Origin of the sequence: Pedobacter sp. GSP4 (genome assembly GCF_051857575.1) — a bacterium.
In the GTDB taxonomy this organism is placed as follows: domain Bacteria; phylum Bacteroidota; class Bacteroidia; order Sphingobacteriales; family Sphingobacteriaceae; genus Pedobacter.
The window spans coordinates 84240-107395 of the sequence record NZ_JBPZIR010000008.1 but is presented as its reverse complement, the minus strand read 5'-3'; the positions used below and the strand labels follow the sequence as shown (position 1 = coordinate 107395).

At 41.2% G+C, this 23156-nt stretch carries 13 protein-coding genes; 7 read left to right on the top strand and 6 right to left on the bottom strand.

From position 1 onward, the window contains the following. Window positions 1–454: 454 nt before the first annotated feature. From ACS5PU_RS18870 to ACS5PU_RS18855, 4 genes are all read left to right on the top strand, one after another. Window positions 455–3619: a glycoside hydrolase family 2 TIM barrel-domain containing protein gene (locus ACS5PU_RS18870; protein WP_439460717.1), complete on the top strand. Its 3165-nt coding sequence runs from the start codon at window positions 455–457 to the stop codon at window positions 3617–3619. 109 nt (window positions 3620–3728) lie between these two features. Further along, window positions 3729–4931 (top strand): glycoside hydrolase family 27 protein, encoded by a 1203-nt coding sequence (locus ACS5PU_RS18865; protein WP_439460716.1) that lies wholly within the window; start codon window positions 3729–3731, stop codon window positions 4929–4931. A 60-nt stretch (window positions 4932–4991) separates the two neighbouring features. Continuing rightward, on the top strand, window positions 4992–6500 hold the full coding sequence (locus ACS5PU_RS18860; RefSeq protein ID WP_439460715.1) for a M60 family metallopeptidase: 1509 nt from the start codon (window positions 4992–4994) through the stop codon (window positions 6498–6500). Window positions 6501–6540: 40 nt separating this feature from the next. Further along, window positions 6541–6747: a hypothetical protein gene (locus tag ACS5PU_RS18855; RefSeq protein ID WP_439460714.1), complete on the top strand. Its 207-nt coding sequence runs from the start codon at window positions 6541–6543 to the stop codon at window positions 6745–6747. Window positions 6748–7185: 438 nt separating this feature from the next. Here the strand turns inward: ACS5PU_RS18855 and ACS5PU_RS18850 are convergent, their stop codons facing one another. The 5 genes from ACS5PU_RS18850 to ACS5PU_RS18830 form a co-directional block, all read right to left on the bottom strand. Further along, window positions 7186–7812, bottom strand: a complete 627-nt coding sequence (locus tag ACS5PU_RS18850; RefSeq protein ID WP_439460713.1) for a M23 family metallopeptidase — start codon at window positions 7810–7812, stop codon at window positions 7186–7188. Between the two features lie 270 nt (window positions 7813–8082). Beyond that, entirely contained in the window at window positions 8083–9894 is a 1812-nt protein-coding gene (locus tag ACS5PU_RS18845) for an IucA/IucC family protein (protein WP_439460712.1), read from the bottom strand. A 520-nt stretch (window positions 9895–10414) separates the two neighbouring features. Continuing rightward, a complete protein-coding gene (locus tag ACS5PU_RS18840; protein WP_439460711.1) occupies window positions 10415–11791 on the bottom strand; it encodes a lysine N(6)-hydroxylase/L-ornithine N(5)-oxygenase family protein in 1377 nt (458 codons plus the stop codon). Beyond that, window positions 11791–14250, bottom strand: coding sequence for a GNAT family N-acetyltransferase (locus tag ACS5PU_RS18835; protein WP_439460710.1), 2460 nt, complete (start codon window positions 14248–14250; stop codon window positions 11791–11793). The genes ACS5PU_RS18840 and ACS5PU_RS18835 overlap by 1 nt, the downstream gene beginning before the upstream one ends. After that, entirely contained in the window at window positions 14195–15736 is a 1542-nt protein-coding gene (locus ACS5PU_RS18830) for a pyridoxal phosphate-dependent decarboxylase family protein (protein ID WP_439460709.1), read from the bottom strand. Before ACS5PU_RS18830 ends, ACS5PU_RS18835 begins: the two co-directional genes overlap by 56 nt. A 342-nt stretch (window positions 15737–16078) precedes the next feature. Between ACS5PU_RS18830 and ACS5PU_RS18825 the strand changes: the two genes are divergently transcribed. Further along, window positions 16079–18514 (top strand): TonB-dependent receptor, encoded by a 2436-nt coding sequence (locus ACS5PU_RS18825; protein ID WP_439460708.1) that lies wholly within the window; start codon window positions 16079–16081, stop codon window positions 18512–18514. Window positions 18515–18731: 217 nt separating this feature from the next. Here ACS5PU_RS18825 and ACS5PU_RS18820 read toward each other — a convergent pair whose 3' ends face one another. Next, window positions 18732–19952 carry a metallophosphoesterase gene (locus tag ACS5PU_RS18820; protein WP_439460707.1) on the bottom strand — a complete coding sequence of 407 codons (1221 nt, stop codon included), beginning with the start codon at window positions 19950–19952 and terminating at the stop codon, window positions 18732–18734. Between the two features lie 203 nt (window positions 19953–20155). Here ACS5PU_RS18820 and ACS5PU_RS18815 point away from each other — a divergent pair, with 203 nt between their 5' ends. Then, window positions 20156–20602, top strand: a complete 447-nt coding sequence (locus ACS5PU_RS18815) for an RrF2 family transcriptional regulator (RefSeq protein WP_439460706.1) — start codon at window positions 20156–20158, stop codon at window positions 20600–20602. 372 nt (window positions 20603–20974) lie between these two features. Continuing rightward, window positions 20975–23068, top strand: coding sequence for a nitrite reductase (locus ACS5PU_RS18810; protein WP_439460705.1), 2094 nt, complete (start codon window positions 20975–20977; stop codon window positions 23066–23068). Window positions 23069–23156 lie beyond the last annotated feature (88 nt).

The following is a 23156-nucleotide window of genomic DNA, read 5'->3' as shown; positions in this document are numbered from 1 at the left end:
CTTAATGGTAATAAGATGTTGTATAGCTTGATATGTAGAAAGACCATACAGAACTTAATGTCCTTAATCCCTTAATGGTCAAATGGTGTATAATCTAACATTAAAAATACTGTCTAAAACTTAATGCCCTTAATTTCTTAATGGTAGTATGATGTTATGTAGCTTGATATTTAGATGACCATACAGACTTAATGTACTTAATCCCTTAATGGTAATAAGATGTTGTATTGCTTGATATGTAGAAATACCATGCAAAACTTAATGTCCTTAATGGTCAAACGGTACATAACCTTAAACAAAAAGACTGTATAATGCAACGGCCAAAACTATAAAAACAACCTCCCTGCCAATCGTAACATATTTAAAACTCAAACGTTTGCGCTAAAACATTTTCCCAATAATCAATTTATCATCAGTAATTTGGGTGCACAAAACCTAAATATTATCACACACAATGAAGAGAAAACTAACCGTTTTATTTACCTCATTCCTTATTGCCGGGCAAATCAGTGCACAAGAGCTGCCCACTGAGCTACAAACACCCGAAGTAGTTTCAGTAAACCGCCTGCCTATGCGCGCATCCGCTTTTGCATTCGAAAACCAAGAGCTGGCTGCTAAAAGAGCAAAAGAAAAATCGACCTATTTCTTATCTTTAAACGGTACCTGGAAATTTAACTGGGTAAAAGATCCACGCAAAAGACCAACTGATTTCTATAAAGTAGATTTTGACGATAAAACCTGGGATAATTTTAAAGTTCCGGCCAACTGGGAAGTTAACGGTTACGGACTTCCAATTTACGTAAACCAGCCCTACGAATTTGCTGGCCGCCAATTAACCGGCGCGCGGATGAACCCGCCATTCGATATCCCTGCTGATAATAATCCAGTAGGATCTTACCGGAAAAAAATAAATATCCCTGCCACTTGGGATGGTCGCCAGGTGTTTATTAACCTAGGAGCCGTAAAATCGGCCTTTTACATTTGGGTTAACGGTAAAAAGGTGGGGTATAGCGAAGATAGCAAGCTCGCCGCAGAATTCGATATTACCAAATACGTAAAGCCGGGCGAAAATACCATTGCCCTCCAGGTGTACAGATGGAGCGATGGCAGTTATCTCGAATGCCAGGATATGTGGCGCATTTCGGGTATAGAGCGTGATGTTTATCTCTATTCTACACCAAAATTAGATGTCCGCGATTTTAAGGTAGAAGGTACACTTGATGCAACTTATACCAATGGATTGTTAAATGTCGATTTAGCCGTACAAAATTATAAAATAGATCAACGTACCAACCATAGCCGCCCCGATAGCTTTTATGTAGCACTTGATTTGGTTGATGCCAAAGGGATTAATGTTTGGAAAGATGCCACTACGCTTCAAAAGGTATTGGGTAACTATAAAACCAACCTCTCTTTCAAAACACAGATCAGCAACGTCAAAAACTGGTCGGCAGAAATTCCTTATTTATACACCTTGTACATTACCTTAAAAGATAAAAACGAAAAGGTAATTGAAGTAATCCCTCAGCGTGTGGGTTTCCGTTCCGTAGAAATTAAAGGGAGCGATCTGCTCGTTAACGGTAAGCGCGTATTTTTAAAAGGCGTAAACAGGCACGAGCACAATGCCACCCAGGGCCATACCTTAACCCATGCCGATATGGAAAAAGATATGGAAATGATGAAAAAGCTGAATGTAAATGCGGTCCGCCACTCACATTATCCGCCCGATCCCTATTGGATGGAACTTTGCGATGAATATGGATTATATGTAATTGATGAAGCAAACATCGAATCGCACGGACGGTATTACAGTTTGGAAACCTCTTTTGCCAACGATAAACAATGGCGCATCCCGCATTTAGAACGGATTACCCGGATGTACGAGAGAGATAAAAACCATGCCTCGGTAATCACATGGTCTTTAGGTAACGAAGCCGGTAACGGTGTTAACTTTTACGAGGCATACGAATGGCTAAAAGGAAAAGATTTCCGTCCCGTACAATACGAAAGAGCAGAAAGCGATTTTAATACCGACATGATTGTACCGCAGTACCCGTCTCCAAATTACCTGCCACGTTACTCAAAACAGGATAAAGAAACCCGTCCGTTTATTATGAGCGAATATGCACACATTATGGGCAACAGTTTGGGTAATTTTAAAGAGTATTGGGATGCGATTGAAAACAACCCCAAATTGCAGGGAGGTTTTGTTTGGGAATGGATAGATCAGGCGATTGATACCGTTAAAAACGGCAAACGCATTATGGCCTATGGTGGCGATTTCCCTTTAAGCGGCCCCGTTGATGAAAACTTTAGCGATAACGATTTCTGTGTTAAAGGTGTGGTTACCGCTTATCGTGGTATGACCCCAATGGCCGTTGAGCTTAAAAAAGTGCATCAGTACATTAAAACCACCTTTAACGGCACCAACCAGATTAATGTAAACAACAGCTATTTCTTTAAAGATATTAACAACATACAGTTAAACTGGGAACTGGTAGAAGATGGCAAGGTAGTGCAAACCGGTGTGGTAAATAACTTGAATGTTGGTCCACGCCAAAGCCAAACCTTAACCATACCTTTTAAAACAAATTATGCAGCAGGTAAAGAGTATTTCTTAAATGTTCGCTACCGCTTAAAAACTGCCGAACCATTTTTAGAGAAAGGCTACGAAATTGCCTACGAGCAGATTGCTTTGGCCGGTACACCAAAGGCCAGTGCCTATACTGCCGGCAAAAAGGCTTTAAAAGTAGAACAAACTGCCGATCGTGCAATTGTTAAAGGAAGCGATTTTACCATCACCTTCGATTTAACCAAAGGTACATTGATCAGTTATCTGGCTAAAGGAGAAGAGTTATTGGCTTCGGGACCGCAACCCGGCTTTTACCGTGCACCAACCGATAACGATATCGGTGCAGGCTTAAATACGAGATTGCGCATGTGGCGTAATGTATATCAGGATAACAATACCAGCAATATTAAATCAACCGTAAGTTCAAGCGGCGATGGTTTTACGCTTATTGTAAAATCTACCCTGCTTAAGGGCGATGCAGAAACCACACAGGAATTTAATGTGCTGGCCGATGGAACCGTTAAAGTAAATAACCAGTTTAAAGCGGTTACCGGAAACTACAAAAGCTTAATGCGCATAGGAAACGATCTGCAATTGAAAAACGATTTCAGCAATATTCAGTGGTATGGCCGTGGTCCGGGCGAAAACTATGTTGATAGAAAAACAGCCTCATTGATCGGTACTTATAAATCGACCGTTGCCGATCAGTATTTCCCTTACGCCCGTCCGCAGGAAAGTGGCAATAAAACTGATGTACGCTGGGTGGCATTTACCAATAAGGCCGGTAAAGGTTTACGCTTCGAATTTGCCGATCAGTTATTGAATTTTAATGCACTGCCATATGCTGTTGAAGATCTGGATCCAGAAGCCGAGAAGAAACAGTACCACTCTGGCGAGCTGGTAAAACGCAACCAGATTTATGTACACATGGATTTACAGCAACTGGGCGTTCAGGGTATCGATAGCTGGGGCTCAATGCCATTAATCCAATATCAGATTCCTTTCAAAGATTACCAATACAGTTATTATATCAAACCGATTAAATAACCATTCTCCGTCATTGCGAGGCACGAAGCAATCTTTTTAGTTGATTAGATTGTTTTGTGCCATTTAATGATTTATATAAAAACTTCGACAAAAGATACCTGATCAAAATATGAAATTTATCAAAGTCTATTTCACTTTACTTTTAGTCACTCAGCTGAGTTTTGCACAAGAAACAAAACTGGCTGCAACGCCTCCAATGGGCTGGATGAGCTGGAACATCATGTCAGAAAATCCAAACGAAAAGGATATTAAAGAAATGGCCGATGCCATGGTAAGCAGTGGGATGGTGAAAGCGGGTTATCAGTATATTTTTTTGGATGATTGCTGGCAGGGCGGTCGCGACAATAAAAACAACATCATCGCAGACCCGAAGAAATTTCCTTCCGGCATTAAAGCACTGGCCGATTATCTGCACAGTAAAGGCATGAAACTTGGCATTTATTCGGACGCGGCACCATTAACCTGCGGCGGTTATACTGCAAGCTTAAATTTTGAAGAGCAGGATGCCAGAACTTTTGCATCATGGGGAATCGATTACTTAAAATATGACTATTGCAATGCACCAGAAGATGTAGAAACGGCCAAGAAACGTTATGGCACCATCGCGCAGGCTTTGCGTAAATCGGGCAGGGCAATTGTACTGGGCATCTGCGAATGGGGGCCACGCGAACCCTGGAACTGGGGTGCGCAGGTTGGCGGACAAAGCTGGCGCACCACTTACGATATCAGGGATAAATGGATGGATGTAGAAGGTAAAGGAGGCGTTGGAATTTATAATGTGGTGGATAAAATGGCTGGTTTGGCCAGCTTTTCAGGTCCAGGTAAATGGAACGATGGCGATATGCTGGTAGCCGGCTTGCATGGTACCAAAGGCCCGTCTTCTGCTTTTAAAGGTGTGGGCTGTACCAAAGCCGAATACCAGAGCCAGATGAGTTTGTACAGTATGCTTAACTCGCCATTATACGCCAGTTGCGATATCCGCAAAATGGACGGTGAAGCGAAGACTATTTTCACCAATACCGAAGTGATTGCTTTAAACCAGGATGCTTTGGGCAAACAGGCCGAACGTAAAATCAAAACCGAGGTTTGGGATGTTTTTGTACGTCCCTTGGCCAATGGCGACTATGCTATAGCCATTTTAAATAAATCAGTAACTGCTCAAAATGCCAAAGTAAACTTTGCAGAACTGGGCCTGGCCGATAAATACGAAATAAAAGATTTATGGCAGCACAAAGTGATCGGCAAAAACAACAAATGGACAGGTGAGGTAACTGCTCACGAAACCAAGGTTTTCCGCCTTAAAAAAGTATAATACAAACTGCGCTGAACCAATTAAAGCACACAAACAATCCTAAATAAACCAAACACACAAATGAAAACAGTATTAACCCTTGCCTTGGTAGCAACAAGCTTAGCCGCCTTGGCTCAGGATGCCGCTAAAGATCCATCCACAATTGTCATTTCGCCACAACATACACTTTCTAAAAACGATACCGTATTTAGAAAAGCCATCGCTAAATGGAGCGATGAAACGCTGAAGAGCACCGATTACAAAAGCATTAAAGCACAGCCTTCATCCAGTATTTTTCCTGGCGCAGTAAAAGAGGGCTTTCAGTTTATCAATAAAACCGTTAGTATCGAGCATAAAAAAATGGCCGATAGTCTGGTGTCCATTGTCTCTACGCTGGGTTACTCCGGTTACGATAACGCGACCATGTACAGTACCGGCTTATATGCCAAAGCAGGCGAATATATCGAAATTGAGGTGCCTAAAACAGCAGATGTAACTGATCTGGAAGTTCAGATTGGTGCACATAGCGACCGTTTAAATTACTGGGTAGCTGGTAAGGAAGATTGGCGGAGGATGCCGATTATTACCAAAAAACAAAAACTGGTAATTGGGAAAAACAGGTTAAGTTCTCCTTTTGGTGGCTTGATTTACATTAACGTAAAACCTAAGGCCGAAAGCAGAACCATTGATTTTAAAATCAATCATGCCGTTGCCGCACCATTATTTGTGTTGGGCAAAAGTACCCAGGCCGATTGGGAAACACAGTTGAAAAACAATAAGGCACCCTGGGGCGAAATGGCTACCCAGAATGTAATTTTAACCTTGCCCGACAGTGTATTGCAAACCATAAAGAACCCCGAAGAAGTACTAAAGCTGTGGGATTTGGTTGTACTTGGAGAATTGGATCTGGCCAATATGCCTGCGCCATTTTACCGGGCACAGCGTATGGTACCCGATGAACACATTGGCGGCGGTTACATGCATAGTGGCTACCCGATTATGATCCACCATTCGCCGTCGAGGAAGATGCTATCAAACGAAATTATGGCTAATCCCGAGCTGCTGATGAAACCCAGTAAAGGAGGCGCCAACTGGGGCTTTTTCCATGAAATTGGGCACAATATGCAAAATTTAAACTGGGTTTTTGGCGGTACAACCGAAGTAAGCAATAACTTCTTTTCGCTTTACATGTTCGATAGGTTAATGGGTGGACGGGACGATTCGCATACAGGCGTATCAAGTGCCAATACACAGAAAATGATGAAAAAATATTTTGCTGAAGGGGCCAGCTATGAGAAATGGAAAGGCGATGCTTTTCTCGGACTGATTATGTTCCGCCAGATGCAGGAAGGATTTGGGTGGGAAAGTTTTAAATCGTTCTTTAAAGAATATCAAAAAATCGGGCCGAGCATTGGCAGATTAAACGATCAGCAAAAACGCGATTTATGGGTTAAAACCTATTCAAATATTGTTAAACGTAACTTGGCGCCATTTTTTAATACCTGGGGTGTTGGCATAAGCGAACAGACCCAAAAAGAACTGGCCGGCCTGCCTGCTTGGAAACCTTATAATTTCCCTCCTGTAAACTAGTTGAAATAACTATCCTTAAATTAACTGAACACCAACTGTAATGGCAATAAGTAGAAAAAATACGCTGAAAACAGATGAGCAAAGCAGCAATCAGCTTCATATTTATGAGGTAAACCCAATTATCTTTTATTCAGGCGAAGCAGACGAGCTTAATATAGAACTGTTGGAATTTAATTATGGCGAGTTGATTATCAAGTCTTTATCAACCTCAATTTTACAGGTTAAAGAGCTGATTATGGAAGGATGAAGATTTTACCATCAAATGGAAGCAGGATGCAAAAGGACTGAGAATTACGCTACCTGATGGGCTCATCAATGATGAAAACAGGGAAAAATGCGTTTTGAAAATTAAGTTTTAGCCAATTCTGCAACTTATAACACTCCAAGCCTATGAGGTTAATGGGCACGTTGCTATTAAAACTTCATAGGTTTTCGTTCATAACCAATAAAAACTTTCTTATTTATAATGATTCCAAGCCACCCATGGTGGGAAGCTTGCATACCTTCAATGATTTGGTGCCACTTATGGAGGGAAGGTTTAATTGCCACAATTATTTGATGTTGCTTATGGTGCGAAGGTTTCTAAGTAATTTTGGAAAGTTGTTAGAGAAAAACCCTTTATTCTATCGGTTGGTGTCTCACCAACCGAAATCTACTTCTCTTAAGCTCATCGACTAAAATTTACCTATTTAACATGTTCTTTAATAAAGCCTTGAGGGTTATAAAACCTCTCGTTCAATTGCGCATCATTAAAGGTTAACCAGCTTGCGCAGCCATAATCATCAAATTTTTTCCTGATTTCGAGGTGAAGGTGGTGATAATCCCCGCCATATTTTTTGCTTTCCTGTGGTGTAAATAAGCGTGCCAGTTTGGTGTTCTGATCAACGTTTTGTCCGTTGCTTACATATACTTCTTTCAGGTGTTTGTAAGAGGTAAAAACCGTTAAACCACTAGGTAATTTGTGCTTTACCACTACCGTGCGCTGGTTTTCGCCCAAATGCACAGAACATACAATGCCATTGGCCATAGCATAAACATTAACCAGTTTTGTTTTGGGCTTGGCCGGATTAATATCAATGGCGGTGTGCATGTGCCCTTTAACGTAACTGTCCCTATGATCGCCAAAAATGCTGATGATTTTAATGCTGTTTATCTGTTTACGGTTCACCACATCGAACGGAATAAACCATTGGCTGGCCGTTTTCGCGGGGGCAGTATCCGTATAATAAGGTTTCCAACGGTCGCGGTCTTTCTCTATCGTTGGTGTTTCGGATAAAAGAGTGATTAAAAGAATAAACAATAGGGTTTTCATGCTAAGCGATTTACAAAGCAAGATAATATTATTTATACAAATAAACTATTTTTATAGTTTTAAGAAAGTTGGTTGTCAAGGGCAGGGGTAATGCAGGTATGATCTGATATAAAGATCATCATTTCCATAAATTAACAAAAAATCCGTCATCTCGAGCCGATAGCTATCGGATGAAGCGCAGCCCCGAACATTCGGGAGATAGATCTAACTCGAGACAGATCTATAGACTTCGCTTTGCTCCGCTCGAAATGACGAATAGTAAAAATTCAACTAAGCTAAAACATCCTCCTTCAAAGCTTCAGCAGCGGGATTAATCAAAGTACCAATCAGTTCTGGAACCGGAACATCTGTGCTTTCGCTGTAACCATGGGTTAATAATCTCACCCTATTTATGCAAACCCTGATAAATTCTGGTACAAAAAGGTCGAATTTTGCAAATTTTGGAGCAAGCTCAGCATTTTCCTGTTGAAAGGCTAAAATTACATCGGCCACCTGACGCCAAAACTGTTTTTCATCCAGGCCTACATAACTGTGGAAAATATTGCTGAGGTATCTAAATACAGCATCGAATATTCCAGATAAGATAAATAAAGGAGCCAGTTCATCATTAATCTCCCTTAAAACATCAACCAGGTCGCTTGGTAATTTGGCTTTCGATTCTTCTGTCAATACAATTTCCTCTACAAAATCTTTAATGATAATCCGCTCCGGAACACCATTTTTCATCACCAATATAGTGTTTTCGCCATGCGGACTAAAGAAAAAAGCATGTTTATAAAAAATTCTGAGCACCGGTTTTAGGTAAGCTGATAAATAAGCATTTAACCAGGTTTCGGCATCAAGACCCGATTTTTCGATCAAAGCCTGCACCATGCTTTTACCCTTATCATCTATATAAAGAAGGCTGGCCATGGTCATGATATTTTCGCCTTCTGTTAAATAGTTTTCGGCACTTTCGCGCCAAATTGCACCTAAAAATTCCTGATACTGATACGGTGAACCCGGTATTTCGCTGTATTGCGGGTGTGTATAAGCCACGGTAGCTACTTCGCCCAATAGCACTACACGGGTTTGTTTAAGGTAATCGTCACCCTGAAGCATATCTTTTGCCCATTGGGTTACTTTGGGTGCAATAGCCAGTTTTTTAGGTGACAATCCCCTGAAAATAGAGGTGTTTAAAATTGAAATGGCTGTTTTTACATAGTGCTTTTTAGGCTCACTAACATTAAAAAAGGTACGGATACTGTTCTGGCACATGTATTCGTCGTTCCCAATACCAACAGGCAGAATCAGCTGATGGGCAATATCGTGTGCCAGCTGCAGTACAATTTTATTGTTCCATTGCCACTCATGTACCGGGATAAAAAAGTAATCTTCAGGCTTTAACTGCTGGTCAATTAATACCTGGTTAAAATCATGGACCTGTTTTAAACTGAGTTCTTCATTGTAGAACGAAAAGGCCGAAATACTTTCAACGCTTTTAAACTTCGCCCTGCTTTTATGAACCGCTAACCAGGCCAACTGCGTTCTTTGTGCTGCTTCTGGGGCGTACTTACCTTGGTCGCTATGGTTAAAACCGATACGGCCTTTGTTAATGGTTGCCCATGGGTGACCATCCATTTGATGCTCAATGGTTTGATAATCCGCACTGGCCAATTCATCGGCTGTTAACCTGCCTTTTTCATGGATGTAAGCATCGGCATAAAGTGTATTTAAGGTTTCTTCGATAAAATGGGCAAGGGTAAATGGATTAATACCAAAGGTTTGCTGTAGTTCTGTGTAAAATGCGGGTGCGTTGTTTACGGCTACACTTTTGCCGTTTATAAACTTTTTGATGCTCTGCTTATCAATATGCAGATAATCGAGTGCCCGCTGCTGACCAGAAAAAGTATAGTAAATATTTTCCGTATCGGTAGAGAGTTGGAAATCTAGCACTCCATCTTCATGTGTATTTATAAGTGTTGGTTCCGCTAATTTTTCGTGCATTAGCTCAACTATCGATTTTGCAATGTAGTTGAGATTTACTTTATCCCAAACTTCTTTTTTTAAAGGTTTGATGTGGTTAAAATTGTTGTAGTTCATGTATTTAATTTTTTTTAGTTGGTCCCGATTTGTAATCGGGACCTGTTGTACTCCGGATTTTAAATCCGGTTTTCGGTGATCGGGATTTCAAATCCCGACCAACTATAATCCCAGTCAACTGTGGCTGTATAACATTGTCATCCTGAGCTTGTCGAAGGACTAACAAAAAACTAGTTAGTTTCTACAGGCTGTTGCTTGTCCCGATTTGTAATCGGCACCTATTTTACTTCGGATTTTAAATCCGGTTTTCGGTGATCGGGATTACAAATCCCGACCAACTATAATCCCAGCCAACTGTGGCTGTATACATTGTCATCCTGAGCTTGTCGAAGGACTAACAAAAAAACTAGTTAGTTTCTACAGGCTGTTGCTGGTCCCGATTTGTAATCGGGACCTGTTGTACTCCGGATTTTAAATCCGGTTTTCGGTGATTGGGATTTCAAATCCCGACCAACTATAATCCCGGCCAACTGTGGCTGTATACATTGTCATCCTGAGCTTGTCGAAGGACGAGTAAGATCTAAGTCGTTTCAACAGGCTCAAGGTGACAGGCCCTTTCTTCAAACTCTGTTTTAGGATCATCCAGAGCTTGTCTTAAGGCCTCTTGCTCCCCATCAACACTAAACTGCTGAAAAGCAATCCGTTTTTCAACCGGATAGATTTCAAAACCTAAAATAGCGTTGATGATGGAGGCATTGCGGTAAGCACCCATCCCTAAATCAGGCGTTACAAATCCATGCGTATGCAATTCGGCGTTTTGAACAAAAATTTCATTTCCGCTCACATCAATGGCATAGTTGCGCTGTACCTGAAACAGGCCATCAGCATTGCGTGCAATGCGCATATCAATACCTGATAGGAAGCTTGGCTCGCTATATTTATAGCCGGTGGACAATACCACAAAATCCGTATCAACCGTAAAATCTTTTTCGCTTTCGGTATGATAAAAATCTAGCTGGTAGCTGCCATCCTTGTTCACTTTTAGATTGTTTAATTGGCAGTTCGGCATTAATTCTGCGTTGATTTTCTCTCCATCAACACTCAATTCATACAGTTTATCAAAAATCTGGTTAATCAGATCGAAGTTAATGCCCTTAAATAATGAATTTTGTTTAGCCAGTAACTGTTTACGCTTCGCATCACTTAAATTGTAAAAATGATCAACATACTCAGGCGAGGTCAGTTCTAGGGTCAACTTCGAATATTCCATGGGGAAAAAACGGTCGGGCCGGGTAAACCATTTTAGTTTTAAGCCGTTTTCGGTTTCTGGTAAAAGGTCATAAAAAATTTCGGCAGCGCTTTGGCCAGAACCAATTACGGTTACCGTTTTTTGTGCCAATAAAGTAGGTTTAAACTTTAAATAGGCAGAAGAGTGTACCGCATTTTTATGAATGGCAGGTGTAATAAAATCGGGAACCTTAGGTGCAGTTCCTGTACCGAGCACAATTTTTCTGGTAAAAATGGTTTCGCATGCTCCTGTTGCCTGATCGACTTTTTCAACCTGATAAAGCCCATCAATATGGTTTATGGCAGTTACTTTTTGTCCGAACCGGCAGTTCGGCAAATGCGCAATTGCCCATTTACAATAAGCATTATACTCTTTGCGCAACACAAAAAAATCTTCCCTGATGTAAAACTTATACAAACGGTCGGTCTGTTTTAAGTAGTTCAAAAAGCTGTATGGGCTTGTCGGATCGGCCATGGTAACCAGATCGGCCATAAAAGGAACCTGTAATGTTGCATCACTCAGCATCATACCGGGGTGCCAGTTAAATTCGCTTGCCTTATCAAGAAATAAAGTGGATAAACTTTCTATCGGCGCACATAAGGCAGCTAGGCCCAGGTTAAATGGACCTATACCGATGCCTACAATGTCGTATGTTTTTGGCTGCTGCATTAAATTTCCTCCGTTTCAAATTGTGCTAACTTCAACATGGCATAAGCCTTTGCCTCAGGGAATTTTTCCCAATACCAATCGCGGTAGCAAAAGGTGAGGTTGGCCATTTTGTAAGGCATTTGGATTACTTTTTCTAATTTGAAACCTAACCTGGTAACGAAAATGTGCATCGCGCGACTTTCAACAGCTGCTTCGCCAATACATTTACCGACTTCTGGTTGTTCAAAAATGAAATCCATCAAGGCCTGCCCGGTTTCAAAACTGAATTTTTTGTCCTTATCAGTCGGTGCAATGAGCAAATGCGCGCCATAATCGGTTGTTAAGGCCTCGTAGCAGGCACCTACACCATCGCGCATGGGCCAGTAAGGCTCTATGGTAAAAGTAGGCTCGCCATTTATTTCGCCAATAAAGCTGTGCGATGAATCGTTGGGCAATAAAGTCCTATAAAAAAGTTCCAGGCCTTTAATCGGACCATCCATTTTCCAGATCGGTTTGGCATGTTCTTGATTAAACCAATCGTGAACCATTTCCAGATCACGGTCGATATCAAAAGGACGGATGTTGATGGTAACATTTTCTTTTGGGAAAAACCTACTGTACAGCGCTTCTTTGGTTTGTGGTTTGATCAGGTGCTCTGAGAAGAAATATTTGCTGAGCGGATTGGGAAACTCACGGTAAATGGCCGGATTATCGATAGGTGCACTCGCTTCGTCGATATTGCAGAGGTTGGTAAGCAGGTTGCCTTTTACTTCCCAGCTGCGGCGGTTGAGGATATAATCTACCAATCCCGTAGTGTCGCTATTTTCGAACTGCTTAAATTCAAGATAAACCAGATCAATTAGCGCTTTCTCATCTGCCAAACCATTGCTTGCCAGTGCATTTACCACGCCCAATATGTTGTTAATGAGCAGGTAATAAGTAAGTTTCGGTATAATGTAGGCATTCGGCACAATCGATCCGCTTTCGGCTGCAATCCCTGGATAAACGTTTTTAAGGGCCTCTGCTTTGGCATCACTAAAGAAATAACCCTGGTTATCCCTAAAGTAAAACTTGGCAGGGTAAAAATCCTTATCCAGTTCGAGCAGCACATTTTGCTGGTGAAACTCAAAGGCCATCCCAAAATTATGGTAAAGCCCAACAATTGGCGACACACATAGATGCAGGTATTGTTTAAACCAGCTTACCGCAGTATACGCAAGGCTTTTATTTTTATTGATGGATGCTTCCTCAATTACATGTACAATCCTCGGTTTCTGTCCCAATAAACCATCCTGACAAAGTGCTGCCAATAAGGTTACATTTTTCTCCGCATCTTCGCCCTTAAAAGGATTATGCCTGATGCTGATGTTAAAGCCATCAATGGTTTCGCCCTGATAGTTTACGGTGATAAATGCAGGGTCGGTAATAAATTCGATCTCTGGGAACTCAGCTTTGGCCGCTTTGCCGTAATCTGTTTTTAAAAGTTTACTTACATCATATCCGCGGTGAAGCTCCCTAACCAGATTAACCCTTTGTGAGTTGGTGATTTTTACATGCAGTGAAAATTTAAACATCCAGTCACTCTGTTCATTGTAAACCGTTCTTACCGAAGATGTTGGAGTATAAAGTGCTCCATAATGGCCTAAATAGAACAATAATTTTTCCTCCTTCATGGCCTGTACTGTAGGTAAGTTAAGGAGATAATCAGCCTCCCAAGGGTGCATCGGAACCACTTTATGGTTTGGATGCTGGTCTAAAAGAGCAACGATATCCGCATTTCCACTATCCAATAATTCAATTCTGAAAAGATCGGTCATGTCGAAACCTTCCGCATTTTTCTCGCTGATATTCTCTGCAGCAATTAAAAAATAAGCCAGTTGGAACTGTCCCTGCGTTTCGGGCGAAAACCTGAAAAGTTCCTCTCTGGTGTGAAATCCTAATCGGCCCTTGGGCAGGGGATGGGCATTATGGCCTAAAAACAAAGATTGCTCGGCATCGATAAAGTTCATTTTGGCAAAATTTACCGGCTTCCCATGCTGCTTAAAATAAGCAAGAAATGCCCCAAGGTTTTCTACACTGTTGGCCAAACGTTGGTTAACCACGGTGGCATCAGCATTAGGGAATTCTTCGGCACTGAACGCTATGGCCAGCTCCATAAAGCGGTAAATACTGATCGGACTGATTGCATCTGTGGCAATATTCCGCTCAATTACAGGGAAATTGAATACGTGCCGACCGCTATCGGCATAAAATTTAAGCGGCACGTATACTTCAGAACCAAGGGCTGTAAAATCAATGCGGATGTGCAAACGGTCTTCTGTGCTAAGCAGGTAATTGGCCAGTGGCTCATCGTATTTGGGTACGCCCAGGTAACGGCTCCAGTTGTTAAATTCTCTACAATAGCTGTTTAGGAGGGCATTAAAGTTAGTTTCTTCTGAAATCTGCTGAAGCTTGGTTGAGTCTAACGTATTCGTTTCCATGTTTTTTAATGATTTTAATGATGTTTTCAATATCGCTGATGGTAGTAAGCGGGTTTAGTAGGGTAAACTTGAGGTAGAACTGCTGATTGATTTTAGTGCCGGCAACCAAAGCCTTGCCCTGGTTAAACATGGCTTTTTTAATGTACTGGTTCATGGCACAAACATCTAACCGCACATTTTTCGGACGGTAACGGAAAACCAGTGCACTGATATCCGAGTCGTTCATCAGCTCAAAATCGCTGTCGGTATGCAGCCTGTCTGCAATTTTGGCTGCTGTTTCAATAATGGTATCAAAATAACCGCCCAATTTGTTCCTGCCCATCATCCTTAGCGTAAACCAAAGTTTTAAAGCATCGAACCTGCGGGTGGTTTGTATCGATTTGTTTACCTGGTTGGGTAAACCATCCTCATCATGATCTTTTGGATTTAAATAATCGGCATGATGCGTAATGAGGTTAAACAGGTTTTTATCGCGTACCAGAAAGCCACTGCTGCTTACCGGCTGGAAGAACGACTTGTGGTAATCAACCGTAACAGAATGGGCCAGCTCTATACCGTTAAGCAGGCTGCGGTATTTATCAGTAAGCAATAATCCGCAACCGTAAGCTGCATCGATATGAAACCAGGTATTGTATTTTTTACTGATAGAAGCCAGTTCGGCCAAGGGATCAACATTGCCGAAATCGGTAGTTCCAGCCGTACCAATTATGGCAATAGGGATGTTTCCGTTGGCAATTTCGCGCTTAATGGCATCATCCAGCAAAACGGTATTCATCCTAAAGCTGCGGTCGGTTTTAATTTTAATGACCGATTTTTCACCCAGCCCCAAAAGCGATGCATTTTTTTGAATGCTAAAATGTGCTTTTTCCGAAACAAAGATCCTAAACCGGGAAGCCTCGGGAGGTAAGCCGTTTAGTTTGATGTTGTGGTTTAAAACAGTAACCGAATAATGATCCCTGGCCAATAAAAGGCCCATTAAATTGCTCTGCGTGCCACCACTGGTAAAAATGCCATCGGCTTTTTTACTGTAACCGATCTGATCGCAGGTCCATTCAATCAGCTTTTGTTCAATCAGTGTTCCCCCTGCACTTTGGTCCCAGGTATCAATAGATGAATTGATGGCCGAAATCATCACTTCAGCAGCTACCGCCGGAATCACAATAGGGCAATTTAAGTGTGCAATGTACGCCGGATGGTGGAAAGCAACAGCATGGTTGGTGTACAGCTGTTCAACCTCTTTTAGCAGTGCATCATAATTGTCGTGCGTTTTATCAAACTCAATCGCATCGAACAGAGGCCTTAGTTTGGCTGGCGAAATTCCACTAAAAGGCTGTTGGTTGTTGTTCAGGAATTTTTTTACAGCTTGGGTAACTTTCCCCACAGCATGTAGGTACTCTTCTTCATTTTCGTGGTGAAAGATTTCCTTTGTCGGACTTTCCGTAAGGAAATCGATAAGTTCATGTTTTTCTAGGTCTGATGTAAACATTAGTTTTTCAATTTTTCAAAAGTTAAAAGGTAAAGGCAATAAAATACCGGCCTTAATCAGCCTGTATTTTTATCCATAAATTGGTTAGTAGATTGCTTGAGATTTAGCGCCGCGATTAGCAATAATCTCGACTGCTAGGGTATATTTTTATTTAGATTGATTAAAAATAATATTTAAAATATTTTTAACATGTTGTTAATAAGTATTTTACGAGGTTGTTTTTTGGGTTTGTTATCAAGGGGTAGATAAATAATTTCTTAATTTTATTTGGATTTATTCTAAATTAATGATTGCTTTGCGCAAAAAAAATATCAATCATTGATGAAAACCAAATAAACAAGCATGAAAAATCTATACTTAATTGCAATCTTGGTTTGTGGATTTATTTTAACAGGTAAAGCACAAACCGTTACCGGAAAGGTAATTGGAGAAACCGCACCACTTGTTGGTGCAAATATTAAAGTTGAAGGTAAAAATAGCACGGCCACAACCGGTGCCGATGGTACTTTTGAACTTAAATTAACAGAAGGCGCCTATAAGCTACAGGTAAGTTATGTAGGCTATACTACTGTGCTTCAAAAAGTAAGTTTAGCCAAAAATCAAACGGTCAACCTCACCATTTTCTTAAGCCCTACGGCCAATATGCAAGAAGTGGTGGTGGTATCTTCGCGCAAGCCGACCAAAATTAGTGAGATACCCGGAACCGTTTGGGTTGTAGACGGCGCTAAAATTCAGGAGCAGGCCAGGGCAGGTGTACCATTTAAACAGGCATTGGCGCAACTAATACCGAGCTTAGATGCCGGTCCGGAGGGGCGTACCAATTACGGACAGAACCAGCGCGGAAGAGATGCATTGGTGATGATAGATGGTGTATCGTTAAATAGTACACGTGGGGTAAGCCGTCAGTTCGAATCGATAGATCCCTTTAATATTGAAAGGATCGAGGTTTTATCTGGCGCTAGTGCGGTTTACGGTGGCGGTGCAACAGGTGGTATCATTAACATCATCACTAAAAAAGGTCAGAACAGTCAGCCAAGTTTTACTACGCAGGTTGGGGTTCGCAGTGGTTTGCAGCAAAAAAGCGATCACGATGTACGCGTAGCCCAGGCTATTTCTGGTGGGAGTAAAGATTGGAACGGCCGTATCGGTATTGCTTTTCAAAAAAACAATGCTGCTTATGGTGCAGATGGAAAACAGATTTTTACCGATATTACCCAAACAGATTTACAGTATAACCAATCTTTCGATTTTTTTGGAAGTACAGAATTTAAATTAACCGATTATCAGAAGTTAACCGTAAATGCCCAATATTATAATTCAGGTTACCGTGGCGATAAAGACCTGTTTTTAGGTACAAATTATGCAGGCTTGTTATCCAATTCGGCACTTTTGGAAATGCGGAACGGTTATTCAGCTGATGTAGATCCAAAAACGAGCAGGGCTAACATTAATGCCAATTATCAGGCCAGCGATATTTTGGGCGGACAAACACTTTATGTACAGGCAGCAGCCAGAAATGAGCAGTTTAGCTTTCACCCATTTCCTGGACAGGCCGCTATTCCACAGGTGCTTTACAGCGGTTCATCTATCCAAAATACAAATTACAGTGCATTAAAACTGGTATTAAACAAAGATTGGAACAGGTTAAACCTAAATTATGGTATTGATGCCGACCATGAAACCTTTAATGCACAGCAGGCCCTGTTTGATAGGGCAAAAGCCTTTGCCTCTGGCGGTTTAAACAATACCACCATTGCTACCATTGCCCGTTATCCAAACTTTAGGGTAAATGGCTTATCTGGCTTTTTGCAGGCACAGGTTAAAGTAACCGATTTTTTAACTTTATCGGGAGGTGTTCGCCAGCAGCGCATGTTTGTTAAAGTAGGCGATTTTGTAGGCGTTAACGCTGCAGTACCTTTGGCTTATGGTGTAGGCAGAACGGCCACAGCGATTGCAGGTGGAGAAAACCATTACGATGTGAACTTGCTTAACGGTGGTTTGGTGTTCAAAATCAATGCGCCTCAACAGGCTTGGTTTAATTTTTCGCAGGGATTTAACCTGGCCGATCCAGCTAAATATTACGGGCAGGGTACTTATACTTTAGCCGGTACCAACTGGAACCTGGGCAACTCGATTAATGTAGGCAGCTCACCTTTAACCGGTATTAAAACAGAACAATACGAAGCCGGTTACCGTTACCGTACAGGTGTATTCAACGCTCAGGTAGCTGGTTTTTATGCCTTATCTGATAAAAACGTAAGGACCAACAGTACGCTTAATATCGAAGTTTATGATGAAAATGTAAGGAATATCGGTGCTGAAGGTTCGTTATCCTTAATCCTGAAAAATGGTTTTGAGGCTGGTGCAAACGGATTGTACATTAAAACACAAAAACAAAATGCAGATGGTACTTGGTCATTACAGGATGTAACGGTTGCCAGTCCTTCTAAACTGTCGGGTTACCTGGGGTATAACGGCAAAGTGTTTGGTTTAAAAGCGCAGGTTTTCCATTCTTTCGATTCGAAAGGCATTTCGGTAGTTCAAACTAAGCCTGTAGAGTATGAATTGAAAGGATTTACCACCGTAGATTTATTGGGATCGGTTAAAATCTTCACCGGAAGCCTATCATTTGGTGTTCAAAATCTTTTAAATAAAAATTACCAAACGGTATGGAGCCAACGTTCGCAGTATCTGTATCAGGCATTGGCTAAAAAAGAAACCTTTTATTATGCAGGCCGTGGCCGAACCTACAATTTAACGTATACGCTTAACTACTAGGTAAACCCTTGGTTGGTGTCTCACCAACCAGTCTAAATATTCAGTCCAAGTGGTCTGTGAGGACACAGACCACAGGATTAGATTTACTTTTATTGGTCGTCATTTCGAGCGGACCCGATAGCTATCGGGTGTAGCGAAGTCGAGAAATCTATTTATACAGATCTCTCCATTCCACTGCGTTCCATCCGATAGCTATCGGATCGAGATGATGGCCAAATTACTTCATTTTCAACTCAATTACCGTAATTTCTGGCCAGATGCCGATACGGCCTGAAAAACCAAGGAAACCAAAACCACGGTTTACATTTAAATACCGGCCATTTTCGGTTTTAATACCTGCCCAATGCTTATAACGGTATTTTACAGGACTCCATTTAATGCCAAAAGCTTCGATACCGAACTGCATGCCGTGTGTATGGCCCGCTAAGGAGAGCTGGATTTTTGAAGGATAATTTTTTACCTGGGCATCCCAATGCGAAGGATCGTGCGATAAAAGGATTTTGAAATCATTAATGGCAGTATTTTGCAGCGCATTATTTAAATCGCCTCGTTCTCCAAAGCCAATGCCCCAGTTTTCTATTCCGGCCAATATAATTTTTTCTCCGTTTTTGTGCAGTTCTACATGCTCATCCAGTAAAAGTTTAAAACCTAAATCTTTATGGTAGCTTTTTAACTGGTTTAAATTCTGGATTTTATCAGCTTCGGTAGGCCATTTAATGTAGTCGCCATAATCGTGGTTGCCCAAAACAGAAAACTGTCCGAAAGGTGCTTTAATCTGCGAGAAATGGTCAATGTAAGGAACAATTTCTGAAGCGGCATTATTTACCAGGTCGCCTGTAAACACAAAAAGATCGCTCTTTTGCGCATTAATCAGGTCGATGCCTTTTTGTACAGCCTTTGGGTTGGTAAAACTTCCGGCATGTACATCCGAAATCTGCGTTAAGGTAAAGCCATCAAAACTTGCGGGCAGATCATCAAAATATAAGGTGTGCTTAATTACGCGGTAGGCATATTTCCCCTGGGTAATGCCGTAAGCGAAGAGGGCAATGGTTAAGCAGAACATTACGAATGCAAAATCTACCCAGTAACTGCTGCGGCCCGAGATGTGAAATCCGTGTGCACCAAAACTGCCAGATAGGCCCAACAACAAACGGTAAATATCGCCAACAAGCAAAAAAATGGCGAAAACCAGTTCTGCGGTAAACACAATCAGAAAGGCGTGGCTTATAATCTGGAAAAATCTGTTCATTCCCTGAATCCGCATCTGTTGTATGGCGTATAGGAGCGCAAAAGATAAGCCTACAGTAAACACCCAAAATATCGGACTAAGCCATGTTGATTGATTGATAGTGCCAAGGCCAGATAATACATAGGCATTTAGGGCAAAAAATATAAAAGCCACTACTAAGAGCGGAAATAGATTGAGTTTTCTTTTCATGTTAAGATCGGTAATCGGCTATTGGGTAAAAATAGATTTTAAACGGTGATAAAGTGCTTACTGTTTCTTAGGCAGTGTATTTTTACGCTGGTTTGATTAAAGCCATCAATCGGATTTATAAATGAGATAGGATATGTCTGAATAAAATCAACTTCATGTCGCATATTTTATAATTTACTTTCTTTTATTAGCTTTGTGCAAATATGCTGTCCAAAAAAACAAAATATGCCATCAAAGCACTAGTTGCGCTTGGTAAAAATTTAGATAAACCACCTATGCAGATCTCAAAGATTGCAGAGGAGGAGCATATCCCGAAAAAATTCTTAGAACAGATTCTTCTCGATCTGCGTAACGCCGGCTTTTTATACAGTAAAAAAGGAGCGGGGGGTGGCTATAGCCTAAACAAGAAACCCGAAGAGATTTTATTGGTGCATGTAATGCGTGTTACCGATGGACCAATTGCCATGGTTCCGTGTGCGAGTTTAAACTTTTACCACAAATGTGATGAATGTGTAGATGAGAAAACCTGCGGAATTAGAAGCGCATTTATTGATGTAAGAGATGCTACACTTAAGGTTTTGACTGAAACCAGCATTGCAGATGTAATTGGCCGCGAAGATACTTTAAAGCTGGCTATCGAAAAATTGTAATATATATTCTAGAAAAACCTGATAGGTTTGAACAGTCATCAGTTTACAGTTATCAATTATCAGTTAGCCATTTATTAATTCATCTGGTGAAAGTTGATCCTGAAACAGGTTCAGGATGACGTTGTTGGCCAAAAAATTATGGGCTTTACCAAGATATCTTAAATTTTTTCATAATAAATTACGACTATTCCTATATACTTTATATATTTGGCGTATGAACTTCAATTTTATACCTAACACATTAATCGTTAAGCAAATGATGTACTGTTGTTGTAATGCGCAGTAACAGGAGCTTATAGATAATTTATGTATAAAATATTGAATGCTTCTCGATAACAGGGAGGCATTTTTTGAATAAAGCTAACAACACATATGCAAAGTTTCAGAACAGAACTCGAAAATCCGATTGTCGAGCAGGACATTATCGATTTAGAGAATAAGATTAAAGCTTTTAGGGATGGGACCATCCACGACGAAAAGTTTAGGAGCCTTCGCTTGGCCCGCGGTGTTTACGGACAAAGGCAGCCGGGTGTACAGATGATCCGCATTAAACTGCCTTTTGGCAAGGTTACTTTTAAGCAGCTATTGCGCATTGCCGATATTGCCGATGAGTATGGAAGCGGAAATTTGCACTTAACCACGCGTCAGGATATCCAATTGCACTACGTAAGCTTGGATAAAACGCCAGAGCTTTGGGCCAAATTGGAGCAGGATGATATTACACTCCGCGAAGCCTGTGGCAATACGGTGCGCAATGTAACAGCCTCGCCAAATTCAGGTATTGATAAAGACGAACCTTTTGATGTATCGCCCTATGCGCACGCAGTTTTTAAATATTTTTTGCGTAACCCCATCTGTCAGGAAATGGGCCGTAAAATTAAAATATCATTTTCTTCGAGCGATAAGGATACGGCATTCAGTTATATCCACGATTTAGGTTTTATCCCTAAAATAAATGCAGCAGGAGAACGCGGATTTAAAGTTTTATTTGCAGGCGGCTTGGGCGCACAGCCATTTTTGGCCAGTGCAGTACACGAATTTTTACCCGAAGACCAGCTGATTCCTTTTACTGAATCGGTTCTGCGTGTGTTTGACCGTTATGGCGAACGCAGCAACAGAAATAAAGCACGTTTAAAATATTTGGTGCAGAAATTGGGTTTAGAAGAAGTTTTACGTTTGGTGGCCGAAGAGCGCATTGCCAATAAAGTAAAAACTTTTGCCATAGATTTAAATACCGTACCAGAACCGCTTTTGCCAGTGGAACAAACTTATCCAGAGGTAGAAATTTTGAACGAAACCCATTATAAGCATTGGTTTGCTACCAATGTGGTTGAGCAAAAGCAAGCCGGTTTTTACTCGGTTTATGTAAAGGTGCAGGTTGGAGATATTAAAACAGATAAGGCAAGGGCATTTGTTGATGCCATTAGACTATATGTTGCAGATGAAATCAGGATAACGCAAAACCAAGGCCTGTTGCTGAAGTTTGTGCGCAAAGAAGCCCTACCATCATTGTATGCCGCTTTAAATAAGATCGGTTTTACTACCGCGGGTTTTGATAGCTTGGCCGATATTACCACTTGCCCTGGAACGGATACCTGTAATTTGGGCATTTCAAATTCAATGACATTGGCTGAGGTACTGGAGGAAGTAATTTATACCGATTTCCCTGAGTTTATTTATGAGAAAAACATCAAAATAAAAATCAGCGGCTGTATGAACTCTTGCGGTCAGCACGGTTTGGCCGAAATTGGTTTTCACGGCAGCTCGGTAAAAGCAGAAGGAAAAGTTGTACCGGCAGTACAGGTAATGCTTGGCGGCGGAACCGTTGGCAATGGTGTGGGCAGAGTAGCCGAACGTGTAATCAAGGTGCCTTCTAAAAGGGCAACAAGCGTTCTACATTTCATTTTAAATGATTTTAAGGCCAATAATTTGACGGATGAAAACTTCCACCAATATTACGATAGAAAAGGCAAAGACCATTTTTATCAATTGCTTAAACCGCTTGCCGATTTAACCAATCTCCAAACTGAAGAATTTGTAGATTGGGGCCATGTAGAAGAGTTTGTTACCGCAATTGGGGTAGGTGAGTGTGCCGGTGTAGTGATCGATTTAGTAGCTACATTATTGTTAGAAGCCGACGAAAAATTTGGCTGGGCCAAACAGAATCTGGATAAAGATGCTTATGCCGATGCCATTTACCATACCTACAGCACCTTTGTAAGCGCAGCAAAATCGTTGTTGTTGGATAAAGGGGTAAACAGCAGTACGCAGGTTGGTGTAATCCGCGAGTTCGATAACCATTATGTAGAAACAGGCGAATTTAGTTTGCCCACCAACTTCTCAGATCTTGTGCTGCAGATTAACAAGAACGAACCAACTGAGGAATTTGCAAAAAGATATTTCGAAGAAGCCAGTCAATTTTTAAATCAGATCAAAGAGAAAAGAGCTGTATTGGTAAAAGGATAGGATGAGAGAATGACTGATTGAGAGAATAATTGAATGATAAATTAAATGAATGATAAAATAAATTAAAAAAATTGAATTGTTGGTGGGA